At 74.7% G+C, this 17,877-nt stretch carries 17 protein-coding genes; 12 read left to right on the top strand and 5 right to left on the bottom strand.

Annotated features, from left to right (window positions below; all coding sequences use genetic code 11):
• Positions 1-77: 77 nt before the first annotated feature.
• The 4 genes from ACSUPR_RS04075 to ACSUPR_RS04060 all read right to left on the bottom strand — a co-directional run bounded on the left by ACSUPR_RS04075 (position 78) and on the right by ACSUPR_RS04060 (position 3,915).
• The gene (locus ACSUPR_RS04075; RefSeq protein WP_436889563.1) at positions 78-524 is read right to left on the bottom strand and encodes a carboxymuconolactone decarboxylase family protein; all 447 of its coding nucleotides are present in this window, start codon (positions 522-524) and stop codon (positions 78-80) included.
• A gap of 222 nt (positions 525-746) precedes the next feature.
• A complete protein-coding gene (locus ACSUPR_RS04070) occupies positions 747-2,366 on the bottom strand; it encodes an ABC transporter permease (RefSeq protein WP_436889562.1) in 1,620 nt (539 codons plus the stop codon).
• Positions 2,363-3,268: an ABC transporter ATP-binding protein gene (locus ACSUPR_RS04065; RefSeq protein WP_436889561.1), complete on the bottom strand. Its 906-nt coding sequence runs from the start codon at positions 3,266-3,268 to the stop codon at positions 2,363-2,365. The genes ACSUPR_RS04070 and ACSUPR_RS04065 overlap by 4 nt, the downstream gene beginning before the upstream one ends.
• Positions 3,265-3,915 (bottom strand): TetR/AcrR family transcriptional regulator, encoded by a 651-nt coding sequence (locus tag ACSUPR_RS04060; protein ID WP_436889560.1) that lies wholly within the window; start codon positions 3,913-3,915, stop codon positions 3,265-3,267. The genes ACSUPR_RS04065 and ACSUPR_RS04060 overlap by 4 nt, the downstream gene beginning before the upstream one ends.
• A gap of 135 nt (positions 3,916-4,050) precedes the next feature.
• On the opposite strand from ACSUPR_RS04060, the gene ACSUPR_RS04055 reads away from it, so the two are divergent.
• From ACSUPR_RS04055 to ACSUPR_RS04045, 3 genes are read left to right on the top strand one after another with little or no spacing between them, the layout of a single operon-like run.
• Positions 4,051-4,605 (top strand): hypothetical protein, encoded by a 555-nt coding sequence (locus ACSUPR_RS04055; RefSeq protein WP_436889559.1) that lies wholly within the window; start codon positions 4,051-4,053, stop codon positions 4,603-4,605.
• 32 nt (positions 4,606-4,637) lie between these two features.
• Positions 4,638-5,252, top strand: a complete 615-nt coding sequence (locus ACSUPR_RS04050; protein WP_436889558.1) for a TetR/AcrR family transcriptional regulator — start codon at positions 4,638-4,640, stop codon at positions 5,250-5,252.
• Complete coding sequence (locus tag ACSUPR_RS04045; protein WP_436889557.1) at positions 5,249-6,535, top strand: glycosyltransferase; 1,287 nt, start codon at positions 5,249-5,251, stop codon at positions 6,533-6,535. The genes ACSUPR_RS04050 and ACSUPR_RS04045 overlap by 4 nt, the downstream gene beginning before the upstream one ends.
• A gap of 10 nt (positions 6,536-6,545) precedes the next feature.
• On the opposite strand, the gene ACSUPR_RS04040 is transcribed toward ACSUPR_RS04045, so the two are convergent.
• Positions 6,546-9,101, bottom strand: a complete 2,556-nt coding sequence (locus ACSUPR_RS04040) for a DUF4118 domain-containing protein (RefSeq protein ID WP_436889556.1) — start codon at positions 9,099-9,101, stop codon at positions 6,546-6,548.
• 299 nt (positions 9,102-9,400) lie between these two features.
• Between ACSUPR_RS04040 and ACSUPR_RS04035 the strand changes: the two genes are divergently transcribed.
• From ACSUPR_RS04035 to ACSUPR_RS03995, 9 genes are all read left to right on the top strand, one after another.
• Positions 9,401-10,120 carry a response regulator gene (locus tag ACSUPR_RS04035; protein ID WP_436889555.1) on the top strand — a complete coding sequence of 240 codons (720 nt, stop codon included), beginning with the start codon at positions 9,401-9,403 and terminating at the stop codon, positions 10,118-10,120.
• Between the two features lie 116 nt (positions 10,121-10,236).
• Positions 10,237-11,538 (top strand): TrkH family potassium uptake protein, encoded by a 1,302-nt coding sequence (locus tag ACSUPR_RS04030; RefSeq protein WP_436891865.1) that lies wholly within the window; start codon positions 10,237-10,239, stop codon positions 11,536-11,538.
• 145 nt (positions 11,539-11,683) lie between these two features.
• Positions 11,684-11,920 (top strand): hypothetical protein, encoded by a 237-nt coding sequence (locus ACSUPR_RS04025; RefSeq protein WP_436889554.1) that lies wholly within the window; start codon positions 11,684-11,686, stop codon positions 11,918-11,920.
• 271 nt (positions 11,921-12,191) lie between these two features.
• Positions 12,192-15,026: a DUF4040 family protein gene (locus ACSUPR_RS04020; protein WP_436889553.1), complete on the top strand. Its 2,835-nt coding sequence runs from the start codon at positions 12,192-12,194 to the stop codon at positions 15,024-15,026.
• Complete coding sequence (locus tag ACSUPR_RS04015) at positions 15,023-15,331, top strand: sodium:proton antiporter (protein WP_436889552.1); 309 nt, start codon at positions 15,023-15,025, stop codon at positions 15,329-15,331. The genes ACSUPR_RS04020 and ACSUPR_RS04015 overlap by 4 nt, the downstream gene beginning before the upstream one ends.
• Positions 15,328-16,851: a monovalent cation/H+ antiporter subunit D family protein gene (locus ACSUPR_RS04010; protein ID WP_436889551.1), complete on the top strand. Its 1,524-nt coding sequence runs from the start codon at positions 15,328-15,330 to the stop codon at positions 16,849-16,851. The genes ACSUPR_RS04015 and ACSUPR_RS04010 overlap by 4 nt, the downstream gene beginning before the upstream one ends.
• Positions 16,848-17,228 (top strand): Na+/H+ antiporter subunit E, encoded by a 381-nt coding sequence (locus ACSUPR_RS04005; protein WP_436889550.1) that lies wholly within the window; start codon positions 16,848-16,850, stop codon positions 17,226-17,228. The genes ACSUPR_RS04010 and ACSUPR_RS04005 overlap by 4 nt, the downstream gene beginning before the upstream one ends.
• The gene (locus tag ACSUPR_RS04000) at positions 17,225-17,482 is read left to right on the top strand and encodes a monovalent cation/H+ antiporter complex subunit F (RefSeq protein WP_436889549.1); all 258 of its coding nucleotides are present in this window, start codon (positions 17,225-17,227) and stop codon (positions 17,480-17,482) included. The genes ACSUPR_RS04005 and ACSUPR_RS04000 overlap by 4 nt, the downstream gene beginning before the upstream one ends.
• The gene (locus ACSUPR_RS03995; RefSeq protein WP_436889548.1) at positions 17,479-17,832 is read left to right on the top strand and encodes a cation:proton antiporter; all 354 of its coding nucleotides are present in this window, start codon (positions 17,479-17,481) and stop codon (positions 17,830-17,832) included. Before ACSUPR_RS04000 ends, ACSUPR_RS03995 begins: the two co-directional genes overlap by 4 nt.
• Positions 17,833-17,877 lie beyond the last annotated feature (45 nt).

Below are 17,877 nucleotides of genomic sequence, written 5' to 3'. Positions count from 1 at the left end.
CCCGGTGCCCCGGGCGGGCGTTCGCGTCCGGGCTCCCCGGGGCCGCGCGCCGCCGTCCGGTGCGGCGCTCCCCGCCGTCAGCGCACCGGCGGGGTCATGCCGGTGCCGATCCCCAGGCGGTTGTAGAGGTTGGCGAGGCCGACGGCGGTGATGAGGGCGACCATCTCCCGCTCCGACAGGTGCGCGGCGGCCGCGGCGTAGACGTCGTCCGGCAGGCCGTGCCCGTCGAGCCGGGTGAGGGCGTCCACGACCTCCAGGGCGGCGCGCTCCACCTCGGTGAAGTGTCCCCCCGCCTCGCGCCAGGCCGCCACCAGGGCGACGCGCTGCGGGGAGGCGCCAGCCTCCAGGGCCTCGCGGGTGTGCAGGTCGACGCAGAACGCGCATCCGTTGACCAGGGACGTGCGGAGCTTGACCAGGGTGTGCAGCCCGCCGTCGAGGGCCCCGTCCAGGACCGTGCCGAGGCGGACCAGTTCGGTGTAGGCGTCGGGGAGGTGGTGCGCCATCTGCGCGCGGGCGGTGCCCATGGGATTCCTCGTGTCTCTCTGGGGGCCATCGGCGCAGGGGCCGCCGGACAAGGGAAAACTACCAAGGGTCACGGTGTCGCCGCGCGGGGTTTCCGAATGGTCGTTTTCCTGGTGTCCGGTCCGCCTGTGTCCTCCGGGGAGCGCGCTCCGCCCGCGGCGGCGCCCTCCCGGATGCGGCGGGCGGCGCCGAGCCGATCCGTTGCGCCCCGGCCCCGCCGCCGCTCAGGCGGGCACGTCGCGGCGGCGCAGCGCCCACGCCCCCAGTGCGCACAGCGCCACGGCCAGGGCGGCCATCAGCAGCGGGGCCGCCTCCGAGGACCGGTAGTAGGGGTTGACGTGGGCGAAGGGGGAGAGGAGCAGGAACAGGACCTCGGGCACCGCCCCGGTCTTCACCGCGATCTCCACCAGGATCCCCACGGCCAGCGCCGCCCAGCCCACCGCGGCGCACAGGCGCGGAACCGCACCGAAGGCGAGGAAGGCGATGGCGACGACCACCCAGACCGCCGGGACCAGAGACAGGGTCAGGCCGGTGAACCGGAGGACGCCGGCGGCCGTGCCCCCGCCGCCCAGGACCGAGCCCGCCCCGACCGCGGCGCCCAGGGCCGCGAGCAGCACCACGGGGCCCAGGAACGCCACCGCCAGGTGCGACAGGGCCCAGCGCACGCGCCCCACCGGCGCCGACAGCAGCAGCTCACCGGTCCCGGCCGCCTCCTCCCGGCGTACGCGCAGCAGGGAGAGCACGGCCTGGGCGGCGATCGGGAACACGAACACGAAGACGACGTAGACGAAGAAGGCGTCCTCGGGCGCCACGTTCATCGCGCCGGCCATCGCGCGCACCCACGGGGAGTCGGCGTACTCCGCCATGGCGCCCGCGCCCACGCCGCCCATCGCCAGGCCCGTCAGAGCGACCGCCCCCGCCCACAGGGCCAGGGAGGTCCGCTCCGCGCGCAGCGCCAGGGCGAACGGCGACCGCAGGGAGCGCGGCGCCCGGGCGGGGCCGCCGCGCGGCGGGAACAGCCCCGAGCCCAGGTCGCGGCGGTCGGCCAGGGCGAACGCCACGGCCACCGCCACCGCGGTCCATGCCGCCACCGGGAGCAGGGCCCACCAATGCTCCCCGGCGAAGGGGCGCACGTTCTCCAGCCATCCGTTGGGCACCGCCCAGGTCACCCACAGGGCCGTGTCCCCGGCCATCGCCCCCAGCCCCCGCACCAGGTGCAGGAGGTAGAAGGCCCCGAAGGCCGCCCCGAACGCGGTCCCGGTGCGCGTGGTGAACTGGACGGCGACGGCCGCCAGCCCCGCTCCCGTCCACACGGCCGCACCGGTCACCGCGCCCAGCGCCACCGACCCCGCGGCGGGCGCGCCGGCCGCGACCAGGCCGGCGGCGATGACGGCGCCGATCAGCAGCCCGGTGCCCAGGGCCACGGCCAGCGCGGCCGACAGGTCCGCGTGCCGGCCCAGGGGGAGCCCGCCGAGCATCTCGCGCCTGCCGGAGCCCTCCTCCCCGCGGGTGGCGCGCACGACCACCAGCACCGCTCCCAGCGCGGCGCACAGGGTCCCGGCCGCGAACGCCTGCTGGGCGGCCAGCGCCTCGGCGGTGTCCGCGAACGCCCGGCTCTGGAACAGCACGAACATGGGGATCTGCCGGAGCTGCTCCCAGCGCTCCGCCCGGTCGGCCGCGGTCGGGTAGGTGGTCCCGGCAGCGGCCACGCCGCCCAGGACGATGCCGACCGTGCACAGCGACCACACGGCGACCAGGACGCGGTCCCGGCGCAGGACCGCGCGGGCCAGGAGCCCGCCGCCCAGGAGGCGTCCGCCGCGGGGGCGGACGGCGGTGCCCGTCATCGCGCGCCTCCCGCGGTGACGTCGTAGTGGCGCAGGAACAACTCCTCCAGGGACGGCGGCCGCGCGGTGAGGTCGCGCACCCCCAGCGCGGCCAGGCGGGCGCACAGGTCCGTCAGCGCCCCGGGTTCGACGTGCAGGCGGACGCGGTCCCCGTCCACCTGCGGCTCGTGGACGCCGGGCAGCTCCGCCAGCCCGGCGGGAGGCGAGGCGAGGACGGCGGTGACGGTGATGCGCGACAGGTGGCGCAGCTCGTCCAGGGCGCCGGACTCCACGGTGCGTCCGGCGCGAACGATCGAGACCCGGTCGCAGAGCGCCTCCACCTCCGACAGGATGTGGCTGGAGAGCAGGACGGTGCGGCCCCGGTCGCGCTCCTCGGCGACGGTGCGGCGGAACACCTCCTCCATGAGCGGGTCCAGCCCGGAGGTGGGCTCGTCCAGCACGAGGAGTTCGGTGTCGGCGGCCAGCGCGGCCACCAGGGCGACCTTCTGCCGGTTGCCCTTGGAGTAGGCGCGGCCCCTGACCCGGGTGTCCAGCGCGAAGCGGTCCACGAGTTCGGCGAGCCTGCGCTCGTCGGTGCCGCCGCGCATGCGGCCGAGCAGGTCCAGGGTCTCGCCGCCGGTCAGGCCGGGCCACAGGGCGACGTCGCCGGGGACGTAGGCCAGGCGGCGGTGCAGGTCGGCCGCGTCGTGCCAGGGGTCGCCGCCGAGCAGTTCGGCGGTGCCCGCGTCGGCGCGGGTCAGTCCGAGCAGGACGCGCAGGGCGGTGCTCTTGCCGGCCCCGTTGGGGCCGAGCAGGCCGTGGACCTCGCCGGTGCGCACGGCCAGGTCGAGGCCGTCCAGGGCGGTGGTGCGGCCGAAGCGCTTGACGAGACCGCTGACGCGGACCGCCTCGGTGGTCGTCATTCCTCTTCCTCTCGGGGGGTGGTGAGGGCGTCGGAGATCGGTCGGCCCCGCTCGCCGGACAGGAACGCGACCGTGGCCGTGTAGACCCCGACCATGGCGGCGGCGAGCCGCGGGGTGTGGGCGGGATCGAGCGGGTCGACGCCCATCCGGCGGTGCAGGTGGGTGTGCAGGGTGAGGGTGGACAACTGCATCGCCCCCATGACGGCGGCGGTGTCGCGGGTCGTCCCGGCACCGGGCGGGTAGCGCTCGGGGTCCTGTTCGCTCAGGAACCGCTCGGCCAGTTCGGCGCCGGCGTCGAAGAGCTCGGCGGCCGCGGGGGAGCCCTCCACCAGGGCGCGGGCCAGGTACCGCGTGCTCGAACCGCTCGCACGGTGCATCGAGTCCGTGAACCCCGGGGCGGCGGTGTCCTCCTCCAGCGCGCGGCGGGCCTGCTCCAGCAGGGTGCCGATGGCGTATTCGTCGCAGGCCTCGCGCAGTCCCTCCTTGGAACCGAAGTGGTGGCGGATGAGTCCGGTGGAGACTCCCGCGGCGGCGGCGATGAGCTGCACGGTGGCGCCCTTGGTCCCGCGTGCGGCGAAGACCTCCAGCGCGGCGTCGCGGATGCGCGCCCGGCCGGTGAGGTCTTCGACGGGTCGTTCCGTTTCCATGACCCGATGCTACATGTTCGTGTAGTCGACTACACGAACATGTAGCGCTAAGAGGTCGCCAAGACGGCTTGAAAACAAATATCCAAACTGTTTCTATGTTTTCAACAGCCGATCGACCGAAGGGAAGAACCCCCCGTGGACCTCGTCACCGACTTCCTCGCCTGGGCCTGGCCGCGCCACCTCAACCCGCTGAGCTGGTACATCCGGCCGCTCTTCTTCCTGCCCATGGCGTACTTCTGCTGGACCCGCCGGCCGGTGGCCCTGGCCGTCACCATCGCCGCCCTGCTGTCGAGCTTCTTCTGGTTCCCGGAACCGGAGACCGTAGACCCCGCCATGGCCGGTGTCCTGGAGATGGAGGAGCGGCTGTTCGCCGACCCCACCTGGGTCACCTGGGTCAGCCTGGCGATGATCCCCCTGCTGCTCGGCTCCCTGTGCGCGGCGTTCTGGTACCGCTCCCTGGGCTGGGGGCTGGTCGTCATCAACGGCGGCCTGGCCGCCAAGATCGCCTGGACCGTCGCCAACTCCGGCACCGACGGCCTGGCCACCCTGCTGCCCCTGGGATCGGGCATGGTGATCATGACCGCCGTCGTCGTCCTGGTCGCCCGCCGCCGCGGCCTGCCCCTGTCCCTGACGGGCGGGCGCGCGGACGGACGCACCCGGGAGGGGCGGTCCGAGACGGCCGCCCCGTGACGGGGCGCACCACCCTGGAGGAGAGGACACACATGCCACCGGCGTTCACCGAGCAGGAGAAGAGCCGCATCACCGGCCTGCTGATGGAGGCGGGGGCCGACCTGTTCACCGCGCGCGGCCTGCGCAAGACCTCGCTGGAGGACCTGGTCGCCCCCGCCGGAATCGCCAAGAGCAGCTTCTACGTGTTCTTCCGCTCCAAGGAGGACCTCTACCTGGAGCTGATGCTGGGCCGGATGGCCGACGTCAAGAAGCGCGTCATCGACGAGGCCCTGGCCTCCGCCGGCGACACCGAGGAGGCCCTGCGCCGCTTCCTGCGCGCCGCCCTGGAGGTCCTGGACACCGACCCCCTGTACCGGCGGCTGATGACCCACCCCGAGGAGATGGACGCGGTCCTGCGCCGGGCCGACGCCGCACGGCTGATCGCCTTCCCCGACAACCCGGCCAACGGGCTGGCCGCCTTCGTCGCCGCGGCGCTGGAACGGGGCGACCTGGTCCCCGCCTCCCCCGCGGCCGTGGTGGGGGTCCTCCAGGTCGTCATGCTCGTGCCCCTGAACGCCGACCGGCTGGCCGACCCCTCCGCCTACGACCAGACCATCGACCTGCTCATCGACGTCATCGCACGCGGCCTCGCCGCACGGAAGGAATGAACGTGCACGCCCTCCTGCTCACCCACGGCACCCGAGGCGACGTCCAGCCGTTCCTGGCCCTGGCCCTGGCGCTCTCCGCCGCCGGGCACACCGCCACGGTCGCCGGACCCGAGTCCTACGCCCCGCTCGCCCGCGGGCACGGGGTGGCCTACCACCCCGTCGACGACGGCCCCAACGCCCTCATGGACGACCCCGGCATGGCGGGTATCCGCGAGACCGGCCTGCGCGGGCTGCGCGGAGCCGTGCACACCGTCACCCTGCTGCGGGAGATCACCCCGCGCATGCGCCGGGTCTACACCGACATGGCCGCCGCCGCCGACACGGACGCCGACATCGTCGTCCACATCCCCGGCATGCCGGGCGGGCACATCGCCGAACGCCTGGGCGTGCCCGCCGTCCCCGTGGCGCTGCAACCCTCCTGGGTCCCCACCGGCGCCTTCCCCGCCCCCGGCGTGCCCTGGCCGGGGTGGGTGCCCGCCCGCTTCAACCGGTCGAGCTTCCGGCTGGCGGAGATGGCCCTGCGCGGCCAGCGCAAGGTCGCCGACGACCTGCGCCGGAACCTGGGACTGGCGTCCCGGCCCGGCGCACACGACCCGCTGCGGCGCCCCGACGGGGCCCCCGCCACCGTGGTCCACGCCTTCAGCCGCCACCTGGTGCCCGCCGACGCCGGGTACCCCCCGCAGGTGCGCACCACCGGCTTCTGGTTCGTCCCCGGGGACGGGGGAGAGACTCTGCCCGACCGCCTGGAGGAGTTCCTGGCCGCGGGGGAGCCGCCGGTGTTCATCGGGTTCAGCAGCCTGCCCACCGCGGACCCGGCCGCCACCGGGCGGCTGGTCGCCGCGGCCGTCCGGCGGGCGGGGGCCCGGGCGGTCGTCGCCTCCGGCCGCGGCGGCGTCACCGCCGTCGACGGCGAGGACGTCATGGTCGTCGACCAGGTCCCGCACGGCCTGCTCTTCCCGCGCTGCTCGGCCCTGGTCCACCACGCCGGGGCCGGGACGACCGGCGCCGCGCTCGCCTCGGGCCGCCCCCAGGTCGCCTGCCCCTTCTGGGGCGACCAGCCCTTCTGGGCCGAGCGCGTCCACGCCGCCGGGGCCGCCCCCGCCCCGCTGAACGGCCGCCGCCTGACCGAGGACGCCCTGGCGGGCGCCCTGGACCGGGCGCTCAACGGCCCGGAGATCGTCGCGCGCGCCGCCGAGCTGGGCGAGCTGGTCCGCGCCGAGGACGGGGCCGCGGAGACGGTGCGGATCATGGAGGAGGTCCTGGAACGCGAGGGCGTCGGCTGACCGGCGCCGCTCACCCGGCGGGCGGGCCGTCCTGTGCCGCGGTGCGCAGCACCAGGCGCATGGTCAGCCCGCCCCCGGGTGTGGAGTCGGGGCACAGCGACCAGCCCATCGCCTCGGCGAACCCCTGGGAGAGCGCCAGCCCCAGCCCCAGCCCCGACTCGTTGTCGGTGTCCCCCAACCGCTGGAAGGGCACGAACATCCGCTCGCGGTCCTCCTCCGGGATGCCCGGCCCGTGGTCGACGACCAGCACCTCCACGGTGTCGCCGTTCCAGGCGGCCGACACCGCGGGCGGCCGCCCGTCGGGGCTGAACCGCAGCGCGTTGCCGATGACGTTGGCCAGGATCCGGTCCAGCAGCCCGGGGTCGGCCCGTACGTCGGGCAGCCCCTCCGGCACCGCCACCCGGACCCCCTCCGCGTGCCCGCCCAGCTGCTCCAGCGCGGTGAGCACCGATCCGCGCAGGGAGAGCGGCTGCGGGCTCGCCCCCAGCACCCCCGCCTGGAGGCGGCTCATGTCCAGCAGGTCGGTCACGAGCCGGGTGAGGCGGTCCAGGGACTCGTCGGCCATCGCCAGCAGGCCGTCCCGGTCCTCCTCGCTGAAGCTCACCTCCCGGCTGCGCAGGCTGGTGACGGACGCCTTGGCCGAGGCCAGCGGGGCGCGCAGGTCGTGGCTGACCGCCGACAGCAGGGCCGTGCGCATCCGGTCCGCCTCGGCCAGCGGCCTGGCCGCGGCGGCCTCCCGGGCCAGCCGCTCCTGGCGCAGGGCGACGGCGGCCTGCGCCGCGAACGCCTCGATGACGCGGCGGTCGCCCGCCTCGGGCCTGCGGCCCCGCAGCACCAGGGTGAGCCGGTCGTCCACGGGCACGTCGATGTCCCCTTCGGCCGGGGCCCGGCAGGACCTCCCGCCCTCCCGGGCCGCGGACGCGACCACCGTCCAGTCGTGGGGGTCGCGCCGGTGCTCCGGGCCGCCCACCGCCTCCGCGCGCCGCTCCAGCAGGGCGACCGAGGTGAAGGAGAAGGTCTCCAGGAGCCTCTCCATGAGCGCCTCCAGCGGGCGCGATCCGCGCAGCACGTTCCCGGCCACCGTGGCCAGGATCTGGGCCTCGGCCCCGGCCTGCGCCGCCTCCCGGGTGCGGCGGGCCGCCTGGTCCACCACCAGGCTCACCGCCACCGCCACGACCACGAACCCCGCCAGGGCCAGCAGGCTCTGCGGATGGGCGACCGTCAGCGTGTAGTAGGGCTCGGTGTACAGGAGGTTGAGCAGGGCGGAACCGCACACCGACGCCAGCAGCGCGGGCCACAGCCCGCCGACCAGGGCCACCACGGTGACCGTGGCGAAGACCAGGACCACGCCGCTGGCGAGGTTGGCCTCGTCGGTGCTGAACCCCAGGCCGAAGCCGACGGACAGCAGGGCCATCAGCGCCAGGGCGCACGCGGCCAGGCGCCTGCGCCGCGAGACCGGGCTCACCGCGTGCCCGCGCGTGCGCGGCCCCGCGTGCTCGTGGGTGACCAGGTGGACGTCGATCGCCCCGGACAGGGCGGTGGTGGCGGCCCCGACCCCCGGTGAGAGCATGCGGGCGATCCGCCCCCGGCCGCCGGCTCCCAGGACGAGCTGGGTGGCGTTGACCCCGCGGGCGAAGGCGATGAGGGCGCGGGGCACGTCCTCGCCCAGGACCTGGTGGTAGGTGCCGCCCAGGCTCTCCACCAGGAGGCGCTGGCGGGCCAGCAGCGCCGGGTCGGCCCCGGTGAGGCCGTCCCTGCGGGCCACGTGCACGGCCATCAGGTCGGCGCCCCTGCCGCGCTGGGCGATCCGGGCGGCCCGCCTGATCAGCGCCTCCCCCTCGGGGCCGCCGGTGAGGGCCACCACCACCCGCTCACGGGCCTCCCAGATGTCGGTCACCCCGTGCTCGGAGCGGTACCGCTCCAACTCGGCGTCCACCCGTCCGGCCAGCCACAGCAGCGCCAGTTCGCGCAGCGCCGACAGGTTGCCCACCCGGAAGTAGCCGCCCAGGGAGGCGTCGATCTTCTCCGGGGCGTAGACGTTGCCGTGCGCCAGGCGGCGGCGCAGCGCCTCGGGGGTCATGTCGACGAGCTCGATCTGGTCGGCGCCGCGCACCCAGGAGTCCGGGACGGTCTCGCGCCGGCGGATGCCGGTGATCTGCTCGACGACGTCGCTGAGCGATTCCAGGTGCTGGATGTTGAGGGTGGACAGCACCGTGATGCCGGCCTCCAGCAGGACCTCGATGTCCTGCCAGCGCGCTGCGTTGCCGCTGCCCGGGACGTTGGTGTGGGCGAGCTCGTCGACGAGCACGACCTGGGGACGGCGCCGGAGAACGGCCTCCAGGTCCATCTCCTCGAGGACGGTGCCCCGGTGGGGGACCCGGCGGCGGGGAACGGTCTCCAGGTCGTCGACCATGGCCTCGGTCAGGACCCGGCCGTGGCACTCCACGAACCCGATGACGACGTCCGCGCCCCGGTCCCGGCGCCGGTGGGCCTCGTCCAGCATCCGGTAGGTCTTGCCGACCCCGGGGGCCGCGCCCAGGTACACCCGCAACTCGCCACGCGTCACCGCACCGCCTCCTCCGGGTTCATTCTCACCGGCCGAGGGGGGCTCTGATGCTGTACGCCGCTAATTGTCCGCTAAATCCGGCGGCCTCCGCGCTAACGGAGCGTCATCCCCCCGGCTCCGCCCCCGGCCCCGGCCCCACAGTCGTTCCGGCGCGCCCGCAGCGGCGGAGCGCCCGGCGGGGCCGCCCGGCCCGGCCCGGCACCCGGCGGCCGCCCGGGACGGGACCGGCCGCCCCTTTCCTACCATCGGTGCGGTGGGACGCACTCCCACCGCACCGGACACACGAGAACGGACCGACCATGAGGGACGGGAACGACGTACCGCCCGCGGTGCTCGTCGTCGACGACGACCCCCGCCTGCGCAAGACCCTGGAGCTGAACCTGCGCGCCCGCGGATACACCGCCTACCTCTCCGACAGCGGCGAGCACGCGCTCAAGCTCATCGCGCACCACCACCCCGGACTCGTCCTGCTCGACCTGGGCCTGCCCGGGATGAGCGGGCTGGACGTCCTGCGCGGGCTGCGCGGCTGGACGCAGGTCCCCGTCGTGGTCCTGTCCGGGCGGGACACCGAGCAGATGAAGGTCCGGGCCCTGGACCTGGGGGCCGACGACTACGTGGTCAAGCCGTTCGGCATGGACGAGCTGTTCGCACGGGTGCGGGCCGCCATGCGCCGCACCGCCGCGGCCGCCGAGCCGGAGGCGGTGGTGGCCACCGCGCACTTCACCGTGGACCTGGCCGCCAAGCAGGTCACCCGCGACGGCGGACCGGTGCGGCTGACGCCGCACCAGTGGCACATCGTCGAGGTGCTGGTGCGCAACCGCGGGCGCCTGGTGACCCAGCGGGAGCTGCTGCACGAGGTCTGGGGGCCCGAGTACGAGCGGGAGACCAACTACCTGCGCGTGTTCATGACCAAGATCCGCCAGCGCCTGGAACCCGATCCGCCGCGCCCGCGCTACTTCCTCACCGATCCCGGGCTGGGGTACCGCTTCCTGGCCGACGGCGGCGAGGGGGCACGGTGAGGGCTCCGCGCCCGTACCCGGACCGGCCCGCCCGTCCGACGGCCCGCCCGCTCCTACCGCTGCCCGCCCGGCTCCGGCCCGGCTCCGGCCTGTGGAGGCGGCCCCCGCTGGTGACGGTGGCGGCCTTCGCCGCGCTCATCCTGGTCGGCACCGTGCTGCTGTCCCTGCCCGCGGCCGACCACGGGCACGCCACCCCCTTCCTGACGTCGCTCTTCACGGCGACCTCCGCGGCCAGCGTGACCGGGCTGGTGGTCGTCGACACCGCCGACCACTGGTCGCCCTTCGGCGAGGCCGTGATCCTCGTGCTGATCCAGGTGGGCGGGTTCGGGGTCATGGCCCTGGCCACCGTGCTGTCCCTGGTGGTGAGCCGGCGCGTGGGCCTGCGCATGGCGGTCACCGCCGGGGCCGAGACCAAGACCCTGTCCCTGGGCGAGGTGCGCCGGCTGGTGCTGGGCGTGCTGTGGGTGACCCTCGTGTTCGAGGGCGCCCTCGCGGTCCTGCTCACCCTGCGCTGGTGGGCCGCCTACGACCTGTCCTTCACCGCGGCGCTGCACACGGGGGTGTTCCACTCGGTCTCCGCGTTCAACAACGCCGGGTTCTCGCTGTACTCCGACAGCCTCATGGGCTACGCCACCGACCCGTGGATCACCGTGCCCGTCGCCCTAGGGGTGATCGCCGGAGGCCTCGGCTTCCCGGTGTGGGTGGAGCTGTGGCGCTTCACCCGGCGGAGCGGGGAGAGACGCCACTGGACGCTGCACGCCAAGTTCACCCTGGGGATGACGGCGGCCCTGCTGGTGATCGGCTTCGCCGCCTTCCTGGCGCTGGAGTGGACCAACCCGGCGACCATGGGACCGCTGGGCGTGGGGGAGAAGGCGCTCACGGCGTTCTTCCAGTCGGTGATGCCGCGCACCGCCGGTTTCAACAGCCTGGACTTCGGCGCGATGCAGACCCAGACCCTGCTGGTCACCGACATGCTGATGTTCGTCGGGGGAGGGAGCGCCGGAACCGCGGGCGGGATCAAGGTGACCACGTTCGCCGTGCTGATCCTGGTGGCCTACGCGAACGTGCGCGGTGAGCCGACGGTCCACGCGGCGGGCCGGCGGCTGAGCGAGGGCACCGCCTCCCAGGCGACCACGGTGGCGATGCTGGCGCTGGGACTGGTGCTGGGGGCGACCCTGGTGCTGATGACGGTGAGCCCGTTCACCCTGGACCGGCTCCTGTTCGAGGCGACGTCGGCGTTCGGGACGGTGGGGCTGTCCACGGGTATCACCGCCGACCTGCCCCCGGCCGGACAGGCGGTGCTGGTCTTCCTCATGTTCGCGGGCCGCATCGGCCCCATCACCCTGGCGTCGGCGCTGGCGCTGCGCCGGCACGGGCGGCTGTACGAGTTCCCCCAGGAGCGGCCGATCGTCGGCTGACCCGCCCGGGGGCCGCCCCCTCCCGGGCGGCGGCCGGTCCCCTCCGGCCCGGGACCCGGGGCCCGCCCTCCTTCCCCACCCGTGCCGGGCTTTGGTACCGTGGTGAAGGACCGGTGAACACCGCTGAAGAAGGGGAGGCGCGCCCATGGCACGATCTCCGCTTCCGGTGCCCGGCCTCCCCGTCGGCCGCCCCTTCGGCGGACGGCCCGACGGCGCGTCCCACGCGCGCGCGGCGTACACGCCCCGCGGTCGCCGACGCTTCGCCGAGCGGTACCCGATCGTGGTCCGCAACCCCCGCCCCCTGGGCACCAACGGCTACTCCACCTCGTGGGGCACCAACTCCCACGGTGAGCTCAGCGCCTGCCCGCCGGGACGCCGCTGACCTGTTCCCTCCGAGTGAGGGTCCTTCCTTCCTTTCGCACGGCCTCCGTGTCCCACGTGTGCGCCCCGGGCACTCCGGTGCCCTGACGGCGCGCCCCGCGTAGCGGACACGGCGGGCGGGTCCCGCCCTGCCGTGCGCCCGGCACCGTCGCGGTGCCCTCCGACATCCTCGTTCGCTGATCGCCGACCGTGTCATGCCCGACGGCACGGCCGTCCTCGGCGTACCCCGGTACGCCCGAGGACCCGGCGAGGAACCGTGAAAGGCCGGCGGCTTGCTGCTGCTCTTCCTGCTGTCCGCACTGACGGTGACCACCCTGCTCGTCCCGGTGACCGGCCGCCTCCTCGGCCGGGAGGCCGGGTGGCCCCTGGCCGCGGTGTTCGCCCTGCTCACCGTTCCCGTCCTGGCGGCGGGCCCGGCCCTGTGGGGCGGGGCCCCGCCCCTGACGGCCGCCCTCCCCTGGATGCCCTCCCTGGGGGTGGGCCTGGACCTGCGCATGGACGGCCTGGCCTGGCTGTTCTGCGTCCTCGTCCTGGGCGTGGGCGCGCTCGTGACGGCCTACTCCGCGCGCTACTTCCCCCCGGGGCGCCGCACCGGCTTCTACACCCTGATGAGCGCCTTCGCCCTGGCGATGACGGGTCTGGTCCTCGCCGACGACCTCGTCCTGCTCTTCGTCTTCTGGGAGCTGACCACGATCTGCTCCTTCTACCTGATCGGCCTGTCCGGCCCCGCGGCCGCGCGGCCCGCGGTCCGCACCCTGCTGCTCACCGCCCTGGGCGGGCTCGCCCTGCTGGCCGCGGTCGTGCTGCTGTGGGTGCGCACCGGGACCACCCGCGTCAGCGAGATCCTGGCGGACACGTCCTGGGCCCGGGACGGCGGCTTCACCACCGCCGTCGTCGTCCTGGTCATCGTCGCCGTCTTCACCAAGTCGGCCCAGTTCCCCTTCCACTACTGGCTGCCCGACGCCATGGCCGCCAGCACCCCGGTCAGCGCCTACCTGCACGCCGCGGCGATGGTCAAGGCCGGTGTCTACCTGGCGATGCGCTTCTCCCCGGCCTTCGCGGACAACGCGGTCTGGGGCACCACGCTGGTGGTGGCCGGTCTGACCACCGCGCTCATCGGCGCCCTGGCCGCCCTGCGCCGCGACGACCTCAAGGAACTGGCCGCCTACTCCACGGTCAGCCAACTGGGGTTCCTCCTCGCCGTCATCGGCGTGGGCACCCCGCAGGCCCTCATCGCCGCCGCCGTGCACACCCTGGCGCACGCCCTGTTCAAGGCCACGCTGTTCATGGCCGTCGGCGTGATCGACCACCAGACCGGTACACGCGACCTGCGCAGACTGGGCGGTCTCGCACGCGCCATGCCCGCCACCGCGACGGTGAGCGCGCTGGCCGCGCTGTCCATGGCCGGGGTGCCGCCCCTGCTGGGGTTCGTCAGCAAGGAGAACGTGTTTGAAGCCCTGCTGTACCTCCCGGGGCCGCCGTGGGCCGGCCCCCTGGCCGCCACCGCGGCGGTGGCGGTGGCCGCCCTGACCGTGGCCTACTCCTTCCGCTTCGTGTACGGCGCCTTCTGGGGAGGGCGGGCGCCCCGCCCCGCGGCCGGGCGCCCCCGGGAGGCGGGAGCCCTCCTCCTGGCGGCCCCGGCGGTCACGGCCCTGGCCGGCCTGGCCCTCGGCCCGGCCGCGCCCCTGCTGAACCCCATGGCCGAACGCGCCGCCTCCGACGCCGCACACCGGGAGGCGGACGCCCACCTGGCGCTGTGGCACGGCCTCACCCCGGCGGTGGGCCTGTCGGCGGCGGCCCTGTTCCTGGGGGTGCTCCTGGCCCGGTCCTCCCGTACGGGCCGGCCTGCGGGCCTGTCCCTCCCCTTCCGGGGCACCGCCGTCTTCGAGCGGATCCACGCAGCCGTCGTCGCGGCCGGGGCGCGCGCGGGCGACCCGACCCGCTCCGACGCCCCGGCCCGGCACCTGGCCGCCCCCGTCGGACTGGTCATCGTGTTCGCGGCCGCGGTGGCCCTCGTGGGACCGGACCACGGACCCGTCGCGGGGCCCACGTCGCGCCCCCTGGACTGGCTGCCCGTCGTGCTGGTCACCATCGCCGTGGCCACGGCCGTGGTGACGCGGTCGAAGATGGCCGCACTCGTGCTCGTCGGACTCGCCGGGCTCGCCACCGCGGTGTGGTTCGTGTTCCTGGGCGCCGTGGACGTGGCGCTCACCCAGCTCCTGGTGGAGATCCTGACCGTCGTGGTGGCGGTGCTGGTCCTGCGCAGACTCCCCGCCGAGTTCCACCGGGTCCGACCCGCGCGCACCGCCGCCACCGCGGCCGTGGCGGTCTCGGCGGGGGCGGCCGCGGCGGCGGGGGCCTACCTGCTCACCGGCCGCCGCGAGCCCTCGGCGGTGAGCGCCCACCTGCTGGAGAACGCCCCCGCCGACACCGGCGGCACCAACGTCGTCAACACGGTCCTCGTCGACTACCGGGCGCTGGACACCCTCGGGGAGCTGACCGTCCTGGGGGTGGCCGGGCTCATCATCATCGCGATCCTGCACTCGGCCGGACTGACCGCCGCCGGCGGGACCCGTCCCCGGGCGTCGCGCACCAACCCGGTCTGGGACGCCGACTCCAACACCGTCATCACGCGCACCGTCGCCCGCATCCTCATCCCGCTGCTCGTGGTGTGGTCGCTCTACCTGCTGCTGCGGGGGCACAACGCGCCCGGCGGCGGGTTCATCGCCGGGCTCATCGGCGGCTCGGCGTTCGCCCTGGCCTACCTGGCGGCGCCCAGCGCCTCGGTGGCCCGCATCCGCCTGGCCTACCCGGCCGTCATCGCCGCGGGGATCCTCACCGCGCTCGCCTCCGGCCTGCTCGGGTTCGCGGAGGGCTCGTTCCTGCGGCCCCTGCACGCCGACGTCCCCCTGCCCTGGGGCGGCCACTACCACTTCACCACCGCCCTCGTCTTCGACGTCGGCGTCTACCTGGCCGTGGTCGGCGTCCTGCTCACCGCGCTCAACCAGCTCGGCCTGCCCCGGCCCGGCCGCGATCCCGAAGACCCCGGCGGGCACGGCGCCCCCGGGCCCGCCCGGAACACCACGGCCACCGGAGGTGCCCGATGACCCTGGCCATCACGATCGGCGTGCTGACCGCCGGAGCCGTCCACCTGATCCTGCAACGCGGCATGGTCCGCATCGTCCTGGGCTTCGTCCTGCTCAGCCACGCCGCCAACCTCCTGCTGATGTCGGCGGGAGGGGTCTTCCACCGCGGCGCGCCCCTGCTGGGACAGGAGGCGACCGAGGCCCTGGCCGACCCGCTGCCGCAGGCGTTCGTGCTCACCGCGATCGTCATCGCCTTCTCCATCACCATCTACATGCTCACCCTCGCCGCCACCGGCGAGGGCGACGACACGGAGGACGCCTCATGACCCCCGCGCTCCTGCCGCTCCTGGTCGCGGCCCCCCTCGTGAGCGCCGCGCTGCTCGCCGTGCTCACCTCGCGGACGGCGGTCCGGGTCCTGCTGCCGGGCACCGCCGCCCTCGGGCTGGCCGGGGGCCTGGCCCTGGTCGGCGCCACCGGCGACGGGCGGATCCTCGTCCACCAGGTGGGCCTGTGGCCGGCCGGGGTGTCCATCCCGTTCGCGGCCGACACCTTCAGCGCGCTGATGGTGACCACGACCGCCCTGCTGGTCCTGGTGTGCTCGCTCTTCGCCATCGCCACCGGAGAGGCCGACCGGCGCTACTCCGCCCCGCTGGTCCTGGTGCTCTCGGCGGGCGTGTACGGTGCGCTGCTCACCGGCGACCTGTTCAACCTGTTCGTGTTCGTCGAGGTGATGCTGCTGCCCTCCTACGGGCTGATGGCCGTCGCCGGTACCCTGCGCGGCCTGCGGGGCGGCCGCACCTACGTCACCGTCAACCTGCTCACTTCCACCGTCTTCCTCGCGGGGGTCGCCCTGGTGTACGGCACGGCCGGCACCGTGAACCTGGGCGAGCTGGCCGGAGCCGGACGGGAGTCGCCGACCGTCGCCGTCGCCGCAGGCGTGGTCCTGCTGGCGATGGGGGTCAAGTCGGCGGTCGTGCCCGTGCACGGATGGCTGGTCCGCACCTACACCGCGCCCTCGCCCGCCGTCACGGCGCTGTTCTCCGGCCTGCACACCAAGGTCGCCATCTACGCGATCTACCGCCTGTACGCGGTGGTCTTCGACGGTCAGGCCTCGCTGCTGTGGATCGGCCTCGTCATCTTCACGGCCACCATGGCCGTCGGCGTCCTGGGCGCGGTCGGCGAGACCACCACCCGGTCGATCCTGGTGTTCCACATGGTCAGCCAGATCGGCTACATCCTGCTCGGCGTCGCCCTGTTCACCGAGCTCGGCCTCACGGCCGGGATCTTCTACCTGGTCCACCACATGGTGGTCAAGGCCTCCCTCTTCCTGTCCACCGGAGCGGTGGAGCACGTCCACGGCACCGGCGACCTGGACCGGTTGCGCGGAGTCGCGCGCGGGGAGCCCCTGCTGGCCCTGGCCTTCCTGGGGGCGGCCCTGTCCCTGGCCGGGCTTCCCCCCTTCTCCGGCTTCGTCGCCAAACTCACCCTGGTCGCCGCCGCCTTCGAGGCGGGTCAGTGGACGGTCGCCGCCGTCGCCATCGCCGTCAGCCTCATCACGCTCATGTCGATGCTGAAGATCTGGAGCGCCGTCTTCTGGGCCCGCCCGCCCGAACCCGTCCCCGCGCCGGAACCCGTCCCCGCGGCGGGACCCGGCGCCGGCGCGACGGCCGCGGCCACCCGGACGTCCCCCCGGATCCGGACCTCCCTGCTCCTGCCCGCGGCGGCCCTGACCGCCGTGACCCTGTGCGTCGGCCTGGGGGCCCAGGTCCTTCTCGACCTGGCCGGCCAGGCCGCGGCCCACCTGTTGGACACCTCCACCTACGTCGAGGCGGTGACGGACCGATGACCGGTCTCCTGCGCAGGACCGCGCGGATCGCGTGGTTCCCCTTCTTCTACGGCTCCAGGGTGGTGGCCTCCTCCTTCCGGGTGGCCAGGGACACCCTCGGCCCAGGCCGCTCGGTGGAACCCGCCTTCGTCGAGGTGCCGCTGAACGCCCGGACCGAGCTGGAGGTCACGGCCGTGGCCAACATGGTCTCCCTGACCCCCGGGTCGGTCACCGTGGCCACCCGGATGCGGCCGCCCACCCTGTGGGTGCACGGCCTGTACACCGCCGACGAGAAGGCCTTCCTCGACGGCATCCACCGGATGGAGGACTACCTGCTGGACATCACCCGACCCCACGGCGCACCCGCGCGGACCGAGACACCGGAGGTGTCCCCGTGAACCCCGTCGACATCGCACTGCTGCTCCTGGGGGCGTCCATGGCCGTGGCCGTCCGCCGGATCCTCATCGGCCCGTCCAAGGCCGACCGGGGGGCCGGATCCGACCTGGTCTTCTTCGGGTTCGTCGGCATCCTCGTGCTCCTGGGGCTGCGCCTGGACTCCGAACTGATGGTGGACGTCGTGCTCGTGTGCACCCTCGTCGGTTTCCTGGCCGCGCTCTCCCTGGCCCGGCTCGTCTCCGGAGGCAAGCGATGACACCGCTCGAACTGCTCTCCGTCGCCTGCGCGCTCACGGGGGCCGCCGTCTTCGCGGTGGGGGCCCTCGGCCTCGTCCGCCTGCGCGACTTCTACGCGCGCCTGCACGGGATCGCGGTCGCGGCCTCCCTGGGGACGGCCCTGCTGCTGCTCGCGCTCCTGCTCTGGTTCCCCTCGCCGGGCAACGCCCTCAAGATCGGCCTGGCCCTGCTCGTGCAGCTGGCCACCGCCGCGGTCGGCGGCAACGCCCTGGCCCGGGCCGGATACCTGGCCGGGGCGCCCGCGGACCCCCGGACCCGGCACGACGCCCTCGCCGCGGCCGACCCGAACGACCCTGCCCACGAGGACTGACGCGCTCCCGGACCCGGACCGCCGCCGGGCCGGACGAAGAGGTGA

It is taken from the genome of Nocardiopsis dassonvillei, from assembly GCF_964273065.1.
Lineage (GTDB): Bacteria > Actinomycetota > Actinomycetes > Streptosporangiales > Streptosporangiaceae > Nocardiopsis > Nocardiopsis dassonvillei_B.
Note: the sequence above shows the minus strand (reverse complement) of the source record. Positions and strands in the feature narration are given on the sequence as shown.

Excerpts from the sequence above, each read along its gene's own strand:
- ACSUPR_RS04075 (WP_436889563.1), bottom strand. The coding sequence starts at position 524 with ATGGGCACCGCCCGCGCGCAGATGGCGCACCACCTCCCCGACGCCTAC.
- ACSUPR_RS04070 (WP_436889562.1), bottom strand. The coding sequence starts at position 2,366 with ATGACGGGCACCGCCGTCCGCCCCCGCGGCGGACGCCTCCTGGGCGGC.
- ACSUPR_RS04065 (WP_436889561.1), bottom strand. The coding sequence starts at position 3,268 with ATGACGACCACCGAGGCGGTCCGCGTCAGCGGTCTCGTCAAGCGCTTC.
- ACSUPR_RS04060 (WP_436889560.1), bottom strand. The coding sequence starts at position 3,915 with ATGGAAACGGAACGACCCGTCGAAGACCTCACCGGCCGGGCGCGCATC.
- ACSUPR_RS04050 (WP_436889558.1), top strand. The coding sequence starts at position 4,638 with ATGCCACCGGCGTTCACCGAGCAGGAGAAGAGCCGCATCACCGGCCTG.
- ACSUPR_RS04045 (WP_436889557.1), top strand. The coding sequence starts at position 5,249 with ATGAACGTGCACGCCCTCCTGCTCACCCACGGCACCCGAGGCGACGTC.
- ACSUPR_RS04035 (WP_436889555.1), top strand. The coding sequence starts at position 9,401 with ATGAGGGACGGGAACGACGTACCGCCCGCGGTGCTCGTCGTCGACGAC.
- ACSUPR_RS04025 (WP_436889554.1), top strand. The coding sequence starts at position 11,684 with ATGGCACGATCTCCGCTTCCGGTGCCCGGCCTCCCCGTCGGCCGCCCC.
- ACSUPR_RS04015 (WP_436889552.1), top strand. The coding sequence starts at position 15,023 with ATGACCCTGGCCATCACGATCGGCGTGCTGACCGCCGGAGCCGTCCAC.
- ACSUPR_RS04010 (WP_436889551.1), top strand. The coding sequence starts at position 15,328 with ATGACCCCCGCGCTCCTGCCGCTCCTGGTCGCGGCCCCCCTCGTGAGC.
- ACSUPR_RS04005 (WP_436889550.1), top strand. The coding sequence starts at position 16,848 with ATGACCGGTCTCCTGCGCAGGACCGCGCGGATCGCGTGGTTCCCCTTC.
- ACSUPR_RS03995 (WP_436889548.1), top strand. The coding sequence starts at position 17,479 with ATGACACCGCTCGAACTGCTCTCCGTCGCCTGCGCGCTCACGGGGGCC.